The organism is Psychrobacillus sp. FSL K6-1464 (genome assembly GCF_038003145.1).
Classification (GTDB): Bacteria; Bacillota; Bacilli; order Bacillales_A; family Planococcaceae; genus Psychrobacillus; species Psychrobacillus psychrotolerans.
In genome coordinates, this window is record NZ_JBBOOP010000001.1 from 3205206 (window position 1) to 3223628 (window position 18423).

At 43.0% G+C, this 18423-nt stretch carries 11 protein-coding genes and 5 rRNA genes; 3 read left to right on the forward strand and 13 right to left on the reverse strand.

Annotated elements, in window-relative coordinates; genetic code table 11:
* Positions 1-5 precede the first annotated feature (5 nt).
* Together MKX39_RS16270 and MKX39_RS16275 are read right to left on the reverse strand one after the other, a co-directional pair.
* Positions 6-965, reverse strand: a complete 960-nt coding sequence (locus MKX39_RS16270) for a D-2-hydroxyacid dehydrogenase family protein (protein WP_340770511.1) — start codon at positions 963-965, stop codon at positions 6-8.
* Positions 966-977: 12 nt separating this feature from the next.
* Positions 978-1712, reverse strand: coding sequence for a sulfite exporter TauE/SafE family protein (locus MKX39_RS16275; RefSeq protein WP_340770512.1), 735 nt, complete (start codon positions 1710-1712; stop codon positions 978-980).
* A 163-nt stretch (positions 1713-1875) separates the two neighbouring features.
* Here MKX39_RS16275 and MKX39_RS16280 point away from each other — a divergent pair, with 163 nt between their 5' ends.
* Positions 1876-2877: a PQQ-dependent sugar dehydrogenase gene (locus tag MKX39_RS16280; protein WP_445678050.1), complete on the forward strand. Its 1002-nt coding sequence runs from the start codon at positions 1876-1878 to the stop codon at positions 2875-2877.
* A 104-nt stretch (positions 2878-2981) separates the two neighbouring features.
* Here MKX39_RS16280 and MKX39_RS16285 read toward each other — a convergent pair whose 3' ends face one another.
* Positions 2982-3476, reverse strand: a complete 495-nt coding sequence (locus MKX39_RS16285; RefSeq protein WP_340770516.1) for a GNAT family N-acetyltransferase — start codon at positions 3474-3476, stop codon at positions 2982-2984.
* A gap of 51 nt (positions 3477-3527) precedes the next feature.
* Here MKX39_RS16285 and MKX39_RS16290 point away from each other — a divergent pair, with 51 nt between their 5' ends.
* Complete coding sequence (locus MKX39_RS16290) at positions 3528-4670, forward strand: FAD-dependent monooxygenase (protein ID WP_340770519.1); 1143 nt, start codon at positions 3528-3530, stop codon at positions 4668-4670.
* A 31-nt stretch (positions 4671-4701) separates the two neighbouring features.
* Here MKX39_RS16290 and MKX39_RS16295 read toward each other — a convergent pair whose 3' ends face one another.
* The 4 genes from MKX39_RS16295 to MKX39_RS16310 are packed head-to-tail and all read right to left on the reverse strand — an operon-like array spanning position 4702 to position 7361.
* The gene (locus MKX39_RS16295; RefSeq protein ID WP_340770522.1) at positions 4702-5391 is read right to left on the reverse strand and encodes a hypothetical protein; all 690 of its coding nucleotides are present in this window, start codon (positions 5389-5391) and stop codon (positions 4702-4704) included.
* Positions 5388-6119, reverse strand: a complete 732-nt coding sequence (locus MKX39_RS16300) for a hypothetical protein (protein WP_340770524.1) — start codon at positions 6117-6119, stop codon at positions 5388-5390. Before MKX39_RS16300 ends, MKX39_RS16295 begins: the two co-directional genes overlap by 4 nt.
* Positions 6103-6990, reverse strand: a complete 888-nt coding sequence (locus MKX39_RS16305) for an ABC transporter ATP-binding protein (RefSeq protein WP_340770527.1) — start codon at positions 6988-6990, stop codon at positions 6103-6105. The genes MKX39_RS16300 and MKX39_RS16305 overlap by 17 nt, the downstream gene beginning before the upstream one ends.
* Complete coding sequence (locus tag MKX39_RS16310; protein WP_093538209.1) at positions 6987-7361, reverse strand: GntR family transcriptional regulator; 375 nt, start codon at positions 7359-7361, stop codon at positions 6987-6989. Before MKX39_RS16310 ends, MKX39_RS16305 begins: the two co-directional genes overlap by 4 nt.
* Positions 7362-7533: 172 nt before the next feature.
* Between MKX39_RS16310 and MKX39_RS16315 the strand changes: the two genes are divergently transcribed.
* Positions 7534-7887, forward strand: a complete 354-nt coding sequence (locus tag MKX39_RS16315; protein WP_340770529.1) for a VOC family protein — start codon at positions 7534-7536, stop codon at positions 7885-7887.
* A gap of 60 nt (positions 7888-7947) precedes the next feature.
* Here the strand turns inward: MKX39_RS16315 and rrf (MKX39_RS16320) are convergent.
* From rrf (MKX39_RS16320) to MKX39_RS16345, 6 genes are all read right to left on the reverse strand, one after another.
* Positions 7948-8063: ribosomal RNA gene (gene rrf / locus MKX39_RS16320) — 5S ribosomal RNA — on the reverse strand.
* A 109-nt stretch (positions 8064-8172) separates the two neighbouring features.
* A 23S ribosomal RNA gene (locus MKX39_RS16325) occupies positions 8173-11101 on the reverse strand.
* A 195-nt stretch (positions 11102-11296) separates the two neighbouring features.
* Positions 11297-12850: ribosomal RNA gene (locus MKX39_RS16330) — 16S ribosomal RNA — on the reverse strand.
* Together the 16S, 23S and 5S rRNA genes form the textbook arrangement of a ribosomal RNA operon.
* A gap of 479 nt (positions 12851-13329) precedes the next feature.
* Positions 13330-14790, reverse strand: coding sequence for a spore germination protein (locus MKX39_RS16335; protein WP_340770531.1), 1461 nt, complete (start codon positions 14788-14790; stop codon positions 13330-13332).
* Between the two features lie 359 nt (positions 14791-15149).
* Positions 15150-15265: ribosomal RNA gene (gene rrf / locus MKX39_RS16340) — 5S ribosomal RNA — on the reverse strand.
* Positions 15266-15374: 109 nt separating this feature from the next.
* Positions 15375-18303, reverse strand: a 23S ribosomal RNA gene (locus tag MKX39_RS16345).
* Positions 18304-18423 lie beyond the last annotated feature (120 nt).

The window sequence follows — 18423 nt, forward strand, 5'->3', positions numbered from 1 at the left end:
ATTTATTATTGTAAAGAACGAATCACTCTCCCATCCAAGTACGCCTGTATATCTTCCACCGCTTCTTCGTAGTATGTAGTGTAGTTTTTCTCTGTCACATTTCCTAAATGTGGAGTAGCTAAAATATTTGGCATTGTTCGGAAAGGATGGTCTTGAGGTAATGGCTCGAGGTCGAATACATCTAATCCTGCTCCGGCAATCCAATTTTCACGGAGCGCTTGTATAATCGCTTGCTCGTCAATTATAGCTGCTCGAGATGTATTGATTAAATAAGCGGAGCTTTTCATAAGCTTTAAGTCCTTCTTACTAATAAGTCCTCTAGTTCTGTCGCTTAATACGAGATGAATAGAAATGTAATCACTTGTCTCTAACAACTCTTCTTTTGAATTTGCCAATTGAACACCTAGCTTATCTGTTTGCTCCTTCGTTAAGTTTTGACTCCAGGCGATGACATCCATTCCAAAGGCTTTTGCAATAGTTGCCATTCGCCCTCCTATTTTACCGAGCCCAAGGAGACCTAAACGCTTCCCATATAAATCTGCCCCAACTGTACTCTGCCATAATCCATTGCTACGAAGTTCAGCGTTTTCTTTTACAATATGACGTGCCAAGTTTAATATTAAAGCCCATGTTAACTCAGTTGGTGGCTCAGAAGAGCTCGCAGTTCCACACACAGCGACTCCATGCGCAGAAGCAGCCTCAAGGTCAATCGATGCATTTCTCATTCCAGAAGTAATCAGTAATTTAAGCTTCGGTAACTTTTTGAAGAGTGTTGCTCCAAAAGGTGTACGCTCTCGCATAATAATTACTATCTCCGCATCACGAATGGAATCTACTAATTCATCTTCATCATTAAAGTGCTGAGAAAACGATACAACGTCGACCTTCTCTGTAATACTTGACCAATCTGCACTTTTTAACGCAACTTGCTGATAATCATCTAGAATAGCACATCTTATCCTCATACTAATTCCTCCCTATCTCAAATAGTCCACAACAATTTGCACTAAAAGCAATATAGTTACCACACGCAATAATGGCTTTACATGCTCTGCCTTTAATTTTCGTGCAAGTCGAAGTCCAAGCTGCGCTCCAAGTATCGCTCCTAGCATTAGTGCAAATGTAACCGGCCACATAATTTTACCAGTAGAAATATACGTAATGGATGCTCCAAAGCAACTAGAAAACACACCAATTCGTGCAAGTCCGACTGCACGTATATAGGCAATTTTTTCACTCGCATATAAATATAGCGCTAATGTGCTGCTCCCTGGACCGAACATGCCGTCGTACATACCAATTCCCAACAAAGCTGGAGCTGTTTTTTTGTTTAGTTGAAAGATTTCCGTGCCGCCAAAATTTCCTTTTCCCATAAAGGAAGTAATAAAGGCAAAGCTCAATAAAATAATAGCAATTATCGTCAGTACCTCACCACTTAGAAAAGATGCTATCAGCCCTCCTATTATTCCTCCTCCTAAACAAAATACCAATACGGAAAGTGCTTCCTTACCCGTTACCTCTTTTTTAGTGAAGATTACTAGAAAACTTGAAAGCGAGCTAACTGTATTAGAGACTTTATTTGCCCCAATGGCTGAATGCACTGGCAGACCCATTAATAACATCATTGGTAAACTTATAAGCCCCCCGCCTCCAACTAATGTGCCCACTACATTTCCTACAATTCCTATGATGAAAAAGATTAAAAACTCCATTTAACTGCCTTCTTTCAAAATCCGCTTCTGTGTATTTAGCATACATTGACTAATGTCATAAGTAAATTCGATAGTTATTATCGTTTTACATAGGAAAAACTTATCATTCTTGGAAGGATTAATTGTTCTCTTAAGGGAACTAGTAATACATGGAGGGATTATGATGAAAAAGTGGATGCTAGTTATTTCCCTAGTTTTATATGGTTGCGCAGAGGAAACTAAAAAATCACCTACCGAGGGTCCCATTGCAGAAAAGATCGCAACTAATTTGAATATCCCCTGGTCTATCAATTTACAGGACGATACATTTTATATATCAGAAAGGGTCGGAACGATTGCACGTATACAAGGTGACCGTGTTGTACATGAGCCCGTTCAACTTTCGGATAGTCTTTCCTCTGTATCTGAAGCAGGACTACTCGGCTTTACGCTGAAACCTGACTTCCCTGAAACTGGTGAAGCTTATGCTTACTATACGTATGACATGAATGGAAAACCCTTTAACAAAATCGTGACTATTCAACGCCAAGATGGGCAGTGGCAGGAAATTTCCATTCATTTGGACGGCATTGAGACCGGCAATATACATCACGGTGGGCGTTTAGAAATTGGTCCAGACGGGTCTTTTTATGTAACTGTCGGAGACGCTGGAAACCCAATTAATGCGCAGGATCCAGCTTCACTAAATGGGAAAATTCTTCGTATGAAAGATAACGGTGCTTTTGAAATATTCTCTATGGGGCACCGCAATCCACAAGGTCTCGCTTGGAATGCGGCGGGAACACTATATGAAGCGGAACATGGTCAGTCAGCAAATGATGAAATCAATTTGGTTGAACAAGGCAAAAACTACGGCTATCCAATCATTGAAGGAGAGGAAACGGAAGAAGGACTTGAATCACCTATTATCACTACTGGCAGCAAGGAAACCTGGGCACCTTCAGGCATTACCTTTTACCAAGGAAAATTATATGTAGCGACTCTCCGTGGTGAATCTATTAAAATACTGAATGTGGAAACTGGCGAGGTGGAACAATCGATTACTGGGTTCGGACGAGTACGAGACGTATTCTCTGATGGGGAATCACTCTATTTCATCACCAATAACACGGATGGCCGAGGAACACCCAGTGAAGATGATGATGTACTATATAGACTAAAATAACAGGTATGATCGATCGATTATTGCACGTGATCGATCGATGTTTGGAAGGCATCGATCGATTTCACCGTGGGATTGATCGATTTTCCTTCTACATCGATCAATTATCACGCGTCATTGATCGATTCTAAACAAATCCTTTTTGACATAGCAATTTGAATACCAGATCTCCCATTAAAACGTCTGCCCTCATCGAGAAAACCTGATTTTATATACACAGCCTGTGCAGCAATGTTTGCTTCATTCACTCCTAGAACGATTCTGTTTACATGTGGAAAATGCTTCGCCACAAAAGATTGAAGCAGTATCATTGATGCTTGCGCAATTCCCTTCCCCTGATAATCTGGGTGAATGGAATATCCCCTTAGTAAAATACTCTCTTCAATATCTGTGTAATGAAATTTATACTCACCGGTATCTAGTACGAAAAAGCCAGCAACTTGATCATCTTCCGTTATAATAATGGGAGTATACGATGCATTTATATTAGCTCGTTCTAGCAATTCTAATGGATGTCCCGTAAATGAAAGTTGCTCCACAGATAGCGGATAATTTTCTAATGGTTTTCTATAACTGTCATTATACATAGTTAGATTTATCATGATTATCACCCCTTTAGATTAGAATATCACAGGAGGAGGAGGTTTTACCAAATGAAAATAGCAATAATAGGCGGGGGCATTGGAGGGCTCTGTGCTGCCGTAACCTTACAAAAACAAGGTTTTTCTGTTCAGGTATACGAAGCTAGTCCAACTTTTCAACCTGTCGGCGCTGGAATTGGAATAGGCTCTAATGCTTTGCAAGCACTCATGGAAATTGGTGTTGGGGAAGAGATATTTGCGAATGGTCATACTCTTCATCAACAGGTATTTCTAGATACCTATGGGAATACACTCAATACGATAGATCTTACCGTACTAAAAGAGCTTTATGGACAAGAGAATATTACCATTCACCGAGCTGATTTACATAATATTTTTCTGAAAGCACTTAAACCAGATACACTTCATTTCAATAAAAAGTACATATCTGTCGAGCAAAATGATAATCAAGTAACTGTCTATTTCGAAGACGGTACAACTGTGACCGCCGATATGCTCATAGCTGCCGATGGTATTCATTCATCTATACGGCAACAACTAATACCTGGCTCTGTTACTCGATACGCCGGCTACACATGTTGGAGAGGAATAACAGAGAACAATGGAAGAGTTGATGAATACACATCTTCGGAATATTGGGCGACACAAGGAAGATTTGGGATGGCCCCGATGAAAAATGGGTTGATATATTGGTTCGCCTGTATTAATACAACGGCTAGAAATCCACAATTTCAAAAGCTCACTGCTCCGGAAATCGGTGATATATTTGACCATCTTCCAAAAGTTGTACACAACATAATTACAACTACACCTCTCGAGAGAATTCTTCACCATGACTTATCTGATATTAAACCACTGCGGCAATTTGTTTTTGGAAGAGTAGTTCTTCTTGGAGATGCTGCTCATGCCACTACACCCAATATGGGGCAAGGAGCAGGACAGGCTATTGAGGATGCCATCGTTTTAGGTAACGGCTTCAAACAATTTGAACATATGGATAAGGTGTTAGCATTTTATGAAGAAAAGCGAGTTGCACGAACTGCCAAAGTAATTAGGCTTTCTCGTCAAATTGGAGAAATCGCTCAAATCCAATCTCGCCCAATTGCCAGTGTTCGAGACCTTTTATTCCCTTTTATCCCTTCTAAACTTTTAATGAGACAATTGAAATTCTTATTTGATGTAAAACTAAAATAAAGTGCTCGAGTAGCAAGCACTTTATCTTTAGTTAATACATTTGAAGTCCCAAAGGATCCACGATCTCTATATGCTTCGGGACTTTTAAGTGAATATACGTGAAACCTCTTACCATCCTAATCTCCATCGTATCCGTTTGCTGAAATACGTTTAACTCATTAGAAAACTGTTCGAATGTAAACTCTTGCTCCACAGGCTCATGTATAACTAACTCATTCCCCGTCCATTCTGCTACATGAAGGGGAATCTTATCTTCTATTTTTAATCCATATAAATTTATATGAGACCGGTATACCTTTCCTTCAATCTTTTGAGCAGTAGAGTCTATCCATTCCACTACCACTTTTGTAGAATATGAGTCATTTCCTATATATCCAAGAGTTAATGTATTCCCACTTAGTTCATGAGTCCATTCTTCTTTAAGAAACTTCTGACTCAATTTGTTCTCTTCTTGTTTTAGTAACTTTTCTTCAAATACTTCGTTTTCTGTTTGTAATTGCTGTAATTGTTCTTCGGATAATTGTTCTACTATCGGTTCCTTTGGTAGTATTTCATATACAACTCCAACACCGATTAATAAACTGAAGTAGATCATTATCACAATTTTATTTAGACGTAGACTCCCTTTATATTTTACTTTCTTCGTTATATAAAGAACTATAAGTATTCCAATGACTACAGGTATTAATCCAATAAAGAATATCATCCAAGTATTACTCATACTCTAACCCCCAAACGGTTAGAAATTGCAGTGGATGTCGCAAAGATCAATATCGCTATACCAAAAGTTTTTGCAATCAATATTAGCAATGAACTGTTCTCTACAAAAATTATTTCTGATATCCTTATCCAAGTCCCTGTCAGCAACAACATAATAATAATTACTAATGCCCCAAAGAACAGTAGCTTATGGTTTTGAAACAGAGTGCCAGCTATATATCCTAACGAGCTGAACATCCATAAGAAAATAATCATCGCTATAATAGTTAATAAAGAATTCATAGGATCACCTAGAATAGTAGGACCTTCTACAAACTCATTAGTACTATTAAACGTTAAAAAGATACGCATTAGATAAACTGAAAAATAAGTAGTCACCCCTGCATAACAACTAAAAATCAATAAAACGATACAATTAGCTATATTGCTACTTAGACGAGTAGCTACAAACGAAAAGTCATCATAGCGGTATGCTCTCGTTGTAATTAGATTACCAACTGAAATAGCTAATAATGAGACAAAAATGAATCCTGAATCGATTGATGATATATTCAAATTAATAGATATATTATTAATGGAAGTTCCACTACTTGACCACCCAGTAGCAAAAAGTATCCCTAACACCTGTAAAATAATTAGTGAGTAGATCAATCCGCTATAAGCACTTAGCTTAAACTTTACCTGAGATAGTACTACACTCGTTAGGCTAATGTTACTTAAAAACATCATCGATTCCCCCTTTGCTCTCACTCGTCATGTACATGCATACCTCACTGGCAGTTAACATCTGAATGTTGGCACCTTCTAAGCGAGCTCTTTCCAGCTTCGAATTTTTTTTAACCACTGCATATTGCTTTTGCTCATCAACTCTTTTTGAATGAAGAACTTCCTCCCCTGCTGTCCATTTTTCCACATCTGCAACTGGTCCCTGAATAGCTACCGCATATTCCTTCACTTCATCTAAGTCTGCATGAAGTACAACTTTCCCTTTATGAATCAATAATATATCCTCTAGTAAATGCTCTATTTCTGATAAATGGTGACTAGATATTAGAATAGAGCGAGGATGTGCAATATAATCCTTTAGTAAAGCTCTATAAAAGTCTGTCCGAACCGCTTCATCCATTCCGTTTGTTGGCTCATCAAACATCGTTAACTCACAATGTGTAGACAATCCGAAAATCATATTAAACGTAGCTCTTGAACCTTTGGATAACTTAGAATGCTGTTGCTTGGAATCCAGTTTAAAGTATTGAAATAACCGATTGGCAAGTTGTGTATCCCACTTTTTATAAAAAGCTGGTGCACTTCGCAATATCTCTTCTAAGGTAAGTGAGTCTGGAAAAGTCATTTGATCATCCACTAAAATACTGTTTGCAGAAACCAGTAAATTATTATAAGGGTTTTTTCCAAATACATTTACTTCACCAGATTTATGCTTAGTTAAGCCTGCCAATATTTTGAGCAAAGTTGTCTTCCCCGCACCATTACGACCAATAAGTCCTGTAATTTTTTGATCTGTCAGTTGAAAAGTAATATCTTCTAAAGCATTAGTTCTTCGATAACCCTTGCTTACCTTTTGACAATCTATCACATTCACTGGATCTCCTCCTCACATTTATGGATGAGTTGTATTAATTCCGCTTTTGTTACTGATAACCTTTTCGCTTCTAAAACAATGTCTGTTACCATTTTCGTAAGTGTTTCATTTCTCCGTTTTTCCAGAATCATCATTTTGGCCTCTGGTGCTACGAACATCCCAAGTCCCCTCTTCTTATATAATGTCATTTCCTCTACAAGTATCGTTAGTCCCTTAGCAGCTGTAGCTGGATTTATATTGAAAAGCTCTGCCAACTGATACTGAGAGTATACTTTTTCGTTAGCCGTAAAACGCTCTGCAATAATTTCATTCTCCAACCATTCTGCAATTTGCACATATATTGGCTTGCTGCTGTCGTTACTTAATATCACCTGAGGTTAATCTCCTCTCTCCTAAAAATCAGTACATTAGTGTTGTAATGTAGTATATAATATTAACTGTCATTTGTCTAGTTATATTTGGGCCTATGCATAGGCAAGTATTTTAAAGGAATTTGCAATGAAATAGAGAATAGATATATATAAGAAATGAGGGAAATTATTTATGAAATTAGGACAAGTAGCGATAAATGTGGAAAATGTGGAAAGAGCGGTTACATTTTATAAGGATGTTATTAATTTATCTCTGTTATTTGAAATGGATGGTCTAGCTTTTTTTCAATGTGGAGATACACGACTTCTCTTAAGTCGAGCTGAAAAAGAAGAATTCAATCACCCCAGCTCCGTGTTATATTTCCAAGTGGAGGATTTAAATAGCGAGGTTTTGAGAATGAAGGAGGCAGGAGCTACTTTCATCGATGAACCACATATGGTAGCAAAGGTAGAGGATAAAGAAACCTGGATGGCATTCTTTAAAGATACAGAAGGAAATACACTTGCATTAATGAGCGAACGTTAATTTTTCAAAAACAAAAAAGAAGTCGTTACCGATATAACTCGGTAACGACTTCTTTTTGGTGCCCAGCGACGTCCTACTCTCACAGGGGGAAACCCCCAACTACCATCGGCGCTGAAGAGCTTAACTTCCGTGTTCGGTATGGGAACGGGTGTGACCTCTTCGCCATCATCACTAGACTCTTCGGCTTCCAATCTACAGCGCATTGCGTTGTAACTTGAAATCTTTATAAATAGAGTGCTTGTTCACTCAAAACTGGATAAACGACATTGTTACGTTAAACAAAATTTGGTTAAGTCCTCGATCGATTAGTATTCGTCAGCTGCACGTGTCGCCACGCTTCCACCCCGAACCTATCTACCTCATCGTCTTTGAGGGATCTTACTTACTTGCGTAATGGGAAATCTCATCTTGAGGGGGGCTTCGTGCTTAGATGCTTTCAGCACTTATCCCGTCCACACATAGCTACCCAGCGATGCTCTTGGCAGAACAACTGGTACACCAGCGGTGTGTCCATCCCGGTCCTCTCGTACTAAGGACAGCTCCTCTCAAATTTCCTACGCCCACGACGGATAGGGACCGAACTGTCTCACGACGTTCTGAACCCAGCTCGCGTACCGCTTTAATGGGCGAACAGCCCAACCCTTGGGACCGACTACAGCCCCAGGATGCGATGAGCCGACATCGAGGTGCCAAACCTCCCCGTCGATGTGGACTCTTGGGGGAGATAAGCCTGTTATCCCCGGGGTAGCTTTTATCCGTTGAGCGATGGCCCTTCCATGCGGAACCACCGGATCACTAAGCCCGTCTTTCGACCCTGCTCGACTTGTAGGTCTCGCAGTCAAGCTCCCTTCTGCCTTTACACTCTTCGAATGATTTCCAACCATTCTGAGGGAACCTTTGGGCGCCTCCGTTACACTTTAGGAGGCGACCGCCCCAGTCAAACTACCCGCCTGACACTGTCTCCTACCCGGGTTACGGGTATGGGTTAGAATTTCAATACAACCAGGGCAGTATCCCACCGACGCCTCCTCCGAAGCTGGCGCTCCGGGCTCTAAGGCTCCTGCCTATCCTGTACAAGTTGCACCAAAATTCAATATCAAGCTATAGTAAAGCTCCACGGGGTCTTTCCGTCCTGTCGCGGGTAACCTGCATCTTCACAGGTACTATAATTTCACCGAGTCTCTCGTTGAGACAGTGCCCAGATCGTTACGCCTTTCGTGCGGGTCGGAACTTACCCGACAAGGAATTTCGCTACCTTAGGACCGTTATAGTTACGGCCGCCGTTTACTGGGGCTTCAATTCGCACCTTCGCTTGCGCTAAGCACTCCTCTTAACCTTCCAGCACCGGGCAGGCGTCAGCCCATATACTTCACCTTACGGTTTTGCATAGACCTGTGTTTTTGCTAAACAGTCGCCTGGGCCTATTCACTGCGGCTCTTCTAGGCTATGAACCCAAAAGAGCACCCCTTCTCCCGAAGTTACGGGGTCATTTTGCCGAGTTCCTTAACGAGAGTTCTCTCGCTCACCTTAGGATTCTCTCCTCGACTACCTGTGTCGGTTTGCGGTACGGGCACCTTTCACCTCGCTAGAGGCTTTTCTTGGCAGTGTGAAATCAGGAACTCTAGACATACGTCCTCGCCATCACAGCTCAATGTTAAAGAATGCGGATTTGCCTACATTCACACCTTACTGCTTGGACATGCATAACCAACAGCATGCTTACCCTATCCTTCTGCGTCCCCCCATTACTCAAACGGTGGTTTGGTGGTACAGGAATATCAACCTGTTATCCATCGCCTACGCCTATCGGCCTCGGCTTAGGTCCCGACTAACCCTGAGCGGACGAGCCTTCCTCAGGAAACCTTAGTCATACGGTGGACGGGATTCTCACCCGTCTTTCGCTACTCATACCGGCATTCTCACTTCTAAGCGCTCCACCAGTCCTTCCGGTCTGACTTCAACGCCCTTAGAACGCTCTCCTACCACTGATACCAAAGGTATCAATCCACAGCTTCGGTGATTTGTTTAGCCCCGATACATTTTCGGCGCAGCGTCACTCGACCAGTGAGCTATTACGCACTCTTTAAATGATGGCTGCTTCTAAGCCAACATCCTGGTTGTCTAAGCAACGCCACATCCTTTTCCACTTAACAAATACTTTGGGACCTTAGCTGGTGGTCTGGGCTGTTTCCCTCTTGACTACGGATCTTATCACTCGCAGTCTGACTCCCAAACATAAATCATTGGCATTCGGAGTTTGTCTGAATTCGGTAACCCGGGATGGGCCCCTAGTCCAAACAGTGCTCTACCTCCAAGATTCTAACGTTTGAGGCTAGCCCTAAAGCTATTTCGGAGAGAACCAGCTATCTCCAGGTTCGATTGGAATTTCTCCGCTACCCACACCTCATCCCCGCACTTTTCAACGTGCGTGGGTTCGGACCTCCAGTAAGTGTTACCTTACCTTCATCCTGGACATGGGTAGATCACCTGGTTTCGGGTCTACGACCACATACTCATTCGCCCTATTCAGACTCGCTTTCGCTGCGGCTCCGTCTTCTCGACTTAACCTTGCATGGGATCGTAACTCGCCGGTTCATTCTACAAAAGGCACGCTATCACCCATTAACGGGCTCTAACTACTTGTAGGCACACGGTTTCAGGATCTATTTCACTCCCCTTCCGGGGTGCTTTTCACCTTTCCCTCACGGTACTGGTTCACTATCGGTCACTAGGTAGTATTTAGCCTTGGGAGATGGTCCTCCCAGATTCCGACGGAATTTCACGTGTTCCGCCGTACTCAGGATACACTCAAGAGAGAATGAATTTTAGACTACGGGGCTTTTACCCTATCCTGCGGACCTTTCCAGATCGCTTCGTCTAACTCATTCCTTTGTAACTCTATGTAGAGTGTCCTACAACCCCAAAAGGCAAGCCTTTTGGTTTGGGCTATTCCCGTTTCGCTCGCCGCTACTCAGGGAATCGAATTTTCTTTCTCTTCCTCCAGGTACTTAGATGTTTCAGTTCCCTGGGTGTGTCTCAGATGCGCTATGTATTCACGCAAATGTACTGCTCCATTACGAACAGTGGGTTTCCCCATTCGGAAATCTCCGGATCAAAGCTCACTTACAGCTCCCCGAAGCATATCGGTGTTAGTGCCGTCCTTCGTCGACTCCTAGTGCCAAGGCATTCACCGTGCGCCCTTATTAACTTAACCTAAAAGTTAAAAAGTCTTACACGTCGTGATTACGTAAATAATCACAACAGAATTTCTTGTTGTTTATTGTTTCAATGTCGTTTTATCCAGTTTTCAAAGAACAAGAGTTGAATCTTCATATAAAATGAACATTCAAAACTGAACTGCAAAACGTTAAGATACGAATAAAGATTCGTATTCCGATATTATCCTTAGAAAGGAGGTGATCCAGCCGCACCTTCCGATACGGCTACCTTGTTACGACTTCACCCCAATCATCTGTCCCACCTTCGGCGGCTGGCTCCCGTAAGGGTTACCCCACCGACTTCGGGTGTTACAAACTCTCGTGGTGTGACGGGCGGTGTGTACAAGGCCCGGGAACGTATTCACCGTGGCATGCTGATCCACGATTACTAGCGATTCCGGCTTCATGTAGGCGAGTTGCAGCCTACAATCCGAACTGAGAACGGTTTTATGGGATTTGCTCACCCTCGCGGGGTTGCGACCCTCTGTACCGTCCATTGTAGCACGTGTGTAGCCCAGGTCATAAGGGGCATGATGATTTGACGTCATCCCCACCTTCCTCCGGTTTATCACCGGCAGTCACCTTAGAGTGCCCAACTAAATGCTGGCAACTAAGATCAAGGGTTGCGCTCGTTGCGGGACTTAACCCAACATCTCACGACACGAGCTGACGACAACCATGCACCACCTGTCACCGCTGTCCCCGAAGGGAAAAGCCTATCTCTAGGCCGGTCAGCGGGATGTCAAGACCTGGTAAGGTTCTTCGCGTTGCTTCGAATTAAACCACATGCTCCACCGCTTGTGCGGGCCCCCGTCAATTCCTTTGAGTTTCAGTCTTGCGACCGTACTCCCCAGGCGGAGTGCTTAATGCGTTAGCTGCAGCACTAAGGGGCGGAAACCCCCTAACACTTAGCACTCATCGTTTACGGCGTGGACTACCAGGGTATCTAATCCTGTTTGCTCCCCACGCTTTCGCGCCTCAGCGTCAGTTACAGACCAGAAAGCCGCCTTCGCCACTGGTGTTCCTCCAAATCTCTACGCATTTCACCGCTACACTTGGAATTCCGCTTTCCTCTTCTGTACTCAAGTCCCCCAGTTTCCAATGACCTTCCACGGTTGAGCCGTGGGATTTCACATCAGACTTAAAGGACCGCCTGCGCGCGCTTTACGCCCAATAATTCCGGACAACGCTTGCCACCTACGTATTACCGCGGCTGCTGGCACGTAGTTAGCCGTGGCTTTCTAATGAGGTACCGTCAAGGTACGAGCAGTTACTCTCGTACTTGTTCTTCCCTCACAACAGAGTTTTACGATCCGAAAACCTTCTTCACTCACGCGGCATTGCTCCATCAGACTTTCGTCCATTGTGGAAGATTCCCTACTGCTGCCTCCCGTAGGAGTCTGGGCCGTGTCTCAGTCCCAGTGTGGCCGATCACCCTCTCAGGTCGGCTACGCATCGTCGCCTTGGTGAGCCGTTACCTCACCAACTAGCTAATGCGCCGCGGGCCCATCCTGTAGTGACAGCCGAAACCGTCTTTTAACATCTCCCCATGAGAGGAAATGGATTATTCGGTATTAGCCCCGGTTTCCCGGAGTTATCCCAATCTACAGGGCAGGTTGCCCACGTGTTACTCACCCGTCCGCCGCTAAATCAGAAGAAGCAAGCTTCTTCGTCATTCGCTCGACTTGCATGTATTAGGCATGCCGCCAGCGTTCGTCCTGAGCCAGGATCAAACTCTCCATAATAGTTCACTTTCAGTATGCAGAGCACATTGAAAGCAAACAAATTAGAACTAGTTTAAAAGCTCATTTTGTTTTGCTGGCATCATCATTAAATGATGTCCAAAATTGTTTTGCTATCATACTAACAAGTTAGCTGAAAGCTATGTTTCTTAACGTTTTGCATGTTCAGTTTTCAATGTTCATGTTGTTGTAATGTCTTTTTGACAACTTATATATCATATCAATTCCTGATGTGATTGTCAACAACTTTTTTTAAATTGTTTTTTTGTTTAACGTCACTTGTTAAAGTGACAACTTGATAACTATACCACTTATAATGGTCATTGGCAAGGTCTTTTCCAATTTTCTTTTAGAATTCTATATTTAATGTAAGAACAGCTACTTTCCCTCCTGTTCCTACTATATAGAAGAGATATGTATAGCGTTCTCTAAATAGTAAAAGCCAGCTATCATTAATAGCCAGCCGGCTTAAGTAGATACGGTTAATTATCATCTGGAAAGCTATGTTTACTGTTTGCTAATTTTTTCAAATCACCTCTATACAAAGTGTCTTTAAGTTCCATATATCTAAAAGGAATGAAGGGTGAAAGATATGGGACGCCTATTGATTTCAAACTAATCATATAAAAAATTAATACAGTTGCCCCTATAAATATTCCAACGGAACCTAATAAGTAACCAATCAAAATGAAACCAATTCTTAATATCCTTATTGATCCTAAAAGTCCCTTATTCGCAAGTACCAACGCAGATACACACGACATTCCTACTACAATAAGAGATACCGGATGTATTAACGTAGCCGAAACTGCTACGTCTCCGAGTAAAATAGCTCCTATAATTGATATTAAAAAAATGGCACTTTTGGGAACTCTGAAAGTTGCATCTATAAATAATGCTAATATTATGTTGAGTATTAATACTTCCCAAATCGTTGGTAAGAGCTCGTCCTTTGTAAATAATGCTTCATAGATTTTTGGGGGTACATAATCTTTACCATGTTTATCTAAGGCAATATAGATACCAGTAGAAAAAATAGCTATAAGAAATGAGAAAAAACGCATCAATCGAATTGTAAATCGTCCAAAACTAACATTATATTCATCTGGAGATTGAAATAATTCAGCGAATAAAGATGGGGCAATAATCACTTGCGGAGTACCGTCTACTAATACAATTACACGACCTTCAAAAAGAGCTGAAGCTGCTGAATCAGGACGTTCTGAAGATACTGTTAAAGGAAAAAATGACTTTGACTTACCTTCTATTATTTCAGCAACAACCTTTGCTTCTAAAATATATTTAACATCCAATTTCTCAATTCTATTACGTACTTCTTTTAATATTCCTTTATCTACAATACCATTGATGAAGAGTAGAAAAACATCTGTTTTAGCTATGGTTCCAAAAGTCATTTTTTGCACGCTAAATTGTTCCGTTTTAATAATTCCTCTCAAGATGTTAATGTTAGTTTTCGCTTTTTCAGAAAACCCTAAAGCAATTCCTTTAGGTGAACGTTCGCCTAGCGATTCCTCAACTGATCTTTCTACCCAATTAGCAACCTCAACAATGATAACTTCATGAAACCCGTCTATAAGTAAAACTGCGTTACCTTGGATAATAGCACTCAATAATTCTTGGTATGAATCGGTTACTTTTACTCCTGGAGTAGTAAGGATTGTATTAGATACATAACTTATTAATTCTTTACTTTGCGATTTATCTATATTTAAATTCTCTGCCAATGGCAGAATAACGGACTCCTGTAATAAAGTAGTATCAATAATACTATCTAAGTAGACTAGTTTTAATTTCTTCTCTTGTGATATTTCTTTATTTAGACCAACTGTCATTTCTCTAATCATTAAATCTGATGTATTATTGAAGCTCATTTTAATACGATCTATATTAGTCTGAAGTTTATCTTGTAATAAATCCTCCATTGCATAATAACCACCTAATTGTTTATGTATATATTATGGGCTAAATCATTATTAGTTAAACAATAAGAGAGGGCCCAAAATAACAAATGCACTCCCTCATTTCGGTTATTTTTTATTATACAACTAAACTGTATTCGTTAATTCGATAAGAAAAAGGCTTTACACCTTCTAGTTGAAGAAGGACACTCCAGAGCACGAAAGCGAATAGCCGACAGATTTTTTCGGCAGCTGCACTCGAACTCTTCGTTTCTCAACTTGCTCGTACACTTTCTTATATAGTAACTGCCTTCGGCTTATTTTTTCAGTAAACAAAAAAAGAAGTCGTTACCGATATAACTCGGTAACGACTTCTTTTTGGTGCCCAGCGACGTCCTACTCTCACAGGGGGAAACCCCCAACTACCATCGGCGCTGAAGAGCTTAACTTCCGTGTTCGGTATGGGAACGGGTGTGACCTCTTCGCCATCATCACTAGACTCTTCGGCTTCCAATTTACAGCGCACTGCGTTGTATCTTGAAATCCTTATAAATAGAGTGCTTGTTCACTCAAAACTGGATAAACGACATTGTTACGTTAAACAAAATTTGGTTAAGTCCTCGATCGATTAGTATTCGTCAGCTGCACGTGTCGCCACGCTTCCACCCCGAACCTATCTACCTCATCGTCTTTGAGGGATCTTACTTACTTGCGTAATGGGAAATCTCATCTTGAGGGGGGCTTCGTGCTTAGATGCTTTCAGCACTTATCCCGTCCACACATAGCTACCCAGCGATGCTCTTGGCAGAACAACTGGTACACCAGCGGTGTGTCCATCCCGGTCCTCTCGTACTAAGGACAGCTCCTCTCAAATTTCCTACGCCCACGACGGATAGGGACCGAACTGTCTCACGACGTTCTGAACCCAGCTCGCGTACCGCTTTAATGGGCGAACAGCCCAACCCTTGGGACCGACTACAGCCCCAGGATGCGATGAGCCGACATCGAGGTGCCAAACCTCCCCGTCGATGTGGACTCTTGGGGGAGATAAGCCTGTTATCCCCGGGGTAGCTTTTATCCGTTGAGCGATGGCCCTTCCATGCGGAACCACCGGATCACTAAGCCCGTCTTTCGACCCTGCTCGACTTGTAGGTCTCGCAGTCAAGCTCCCTTCTGCCTTTACACTCTTCGAATGATTTCCAACCATTCTGAGGGAACCTTTGGGCGCCTCCGTTACACTTTAGGAGGCGACCGCCCCAGTCAAACTACCCGCCTGACACTGTCTCCTACCCGGGTTACGGGTATGGGTTAGAATTTCAATACAACCAGGGCAGTATCCCACCGACGCCTCCTCCGAAGCTGGCGCTCCGGGCTCTAAGGCTCCTGCCTATCCTGTACAAGTTGCACCAAAATTCAATATCAAGCTATAGTAAAGCTCCACGGGGTCTTTCCGTCCTGTCGCGGGTAACCTGCATCTTCACAGGTACTATAATTTCACCGAGTCTCTCGTTGAGACAGTGCCCAGATCGTTACGCCTTTCGTGCGGGTCGGAACTTACCCGACAAGGAATTTCGCTACCTTAGGACCGTTATAGTTACGGCCGCCGTTTACTGGGGCTTCAATTCGCACCTTCGCTTGCGCTAAGCACTCCTCTTAACCTTCCAGCACCGGGCAGGCGTCAGCCCATATACTTCACCTTACGGTTTTGCATAGACCTGTGTTTTTGCTAAACAGTCGCCTGGGCCTATTCACTGCGGCTCTTCTAGGCTATGAACCCAAAAGAGCACCCCTTCTCCCGAAGTTACGGGGTCATTTTGCCGAGTTCCTTAACGAGAGTTCTCTCGCTCACCTTAGGATTCTCTCCTCGACTACCTGTGTCGGTTTGCGGTACGGGCACCTTTCACCTCGCTAGAGGCTTTTCTTGGCAGTGTGAAATCAGGAACTCTAGACATACGTCCTCGCCATCACAGCTCAATGTTAAAGAATGCGGATTTGCCTACATTCACACCTTACTGCTTGGACATGCATAACCAACAGCATGCTTACCCTATCCTTCTGCGTCCCCCCATTACTCAAACGGTGGTTTGGTGGTACAGGAATATCAACCTGTTATCCATCGCCTACGCCTATCGGCCTCGGCTTAGGTCCCGACTAACCCTGAGCGGACGAGCCTTCCTCAGGAAACCTTAGTCATACGGTGGACGGGATTCTCACCCGTCTTTCGCTACTCATACCGGCATTCTCACTTCTAAGCGCTCCACCAGTCCTTCCGGTCTGACTTCAACGCCCTTAGAACGCTCTCCTACCACTGATACCAAAGGTATCAATCCACAGCTTCGGTGATTTGTTTAGCCCCGATACATTTTCGGCGCAGCGTCACTCGACCAGTGAGCTATTACGCACTCTTTAAATGATGGCTGCTTCTAAGCCAACATCCTGGTTGTCTAAGCAACGCCACATCCTTTTCCACTTAACAAATACTTTGGGACCTTAGCTGGTGGTCTGGGCTGTTTCCCTCTTGACTACGGATCTTATCACTCGCAGTCTGACTCCCAAACATAAATCATTGGCATTCGGAGTTTGTCTGAATTCGGTAACCCGGGATGGGCCCCTAGTCCAAACAGTGCTCTACCTCCAAGATTCTAACGTTTGAGGCTAGCCCTAAAGCTATTTCGGAGAGAACCAGCTATCTCCAGGTTCGATTGGAATTTCTCCGCTACCCACACCTCATCCCCGCACTTTTCAACGTGCGTGGGTTCGGACCTCCAGTAAGTGTTACCTTACCTTCATCCTGGACATGGGTAGATCACCTGGTTTCGGGTCTACGACCACATACTCATTCGCCCTATTCAGACTCGCTTTCGCTGCGGCTCCGTCTTCTCGACTTAACCTTGCATGGGATCGTAACTCGCCGGTTCATTCTACAAAAGGCACGCTATCACCCATTAACGGGCTCTAACTACTTGTAGGCACACGGTTTCAGGATCTATTTCACTCCCCTTCCGGGGTGCTTTTCACCTTTCCCTCACGGTACTGGTTCACTATCGGTCACTAGGTAGTATTTAGCCTTGGGAGATGGTCCTCCCAGATTCCGACGGAATTTCACGTGTTCCGCCGTACTCAGGATACACTCAAGAGAGAATGAATTTTAGACTACGGGGCTTTTACCCTATCCTGCGGACCTTTCCAGATCGCTTCGTCTAACTCATTCCTTTGTAACTCTATGTAGAGTGTCCTACAACCCCAAAAGGCAAGCCTTTTGGTTTGGGCTATTCCCGTTTCGCTCGCCGCTACTCAGGGAATCGAATTTTCTTTCTCTTCCTCCAGGTACTTAGATGTTTCAGTTCCCTGGGTGTGTCTCAGATGCGCTATGTATTCACGCAAATGTACTGCTCCATTACGAACAGTGGGTTTCCCCATTCGGAAATCTCCGGATCAAAGCTCACTTACAGCTCCCCGAAGCATATCGGTGTTAGTGCCGTCCTTCGTCGACTCCTAGTGCCAAGGCATTCACCGTGCGCCCTTATTAACTTAACCTAAAAGTTAAAAAGTCTTACACGTCGTGATTACGTAAATAATCACAACAGAATTTCTTGTTGTTTATTGTTTCAATGTCGTTTTATCCAGTTTTCAAAGAACAAGAGTTGAATCTTCATA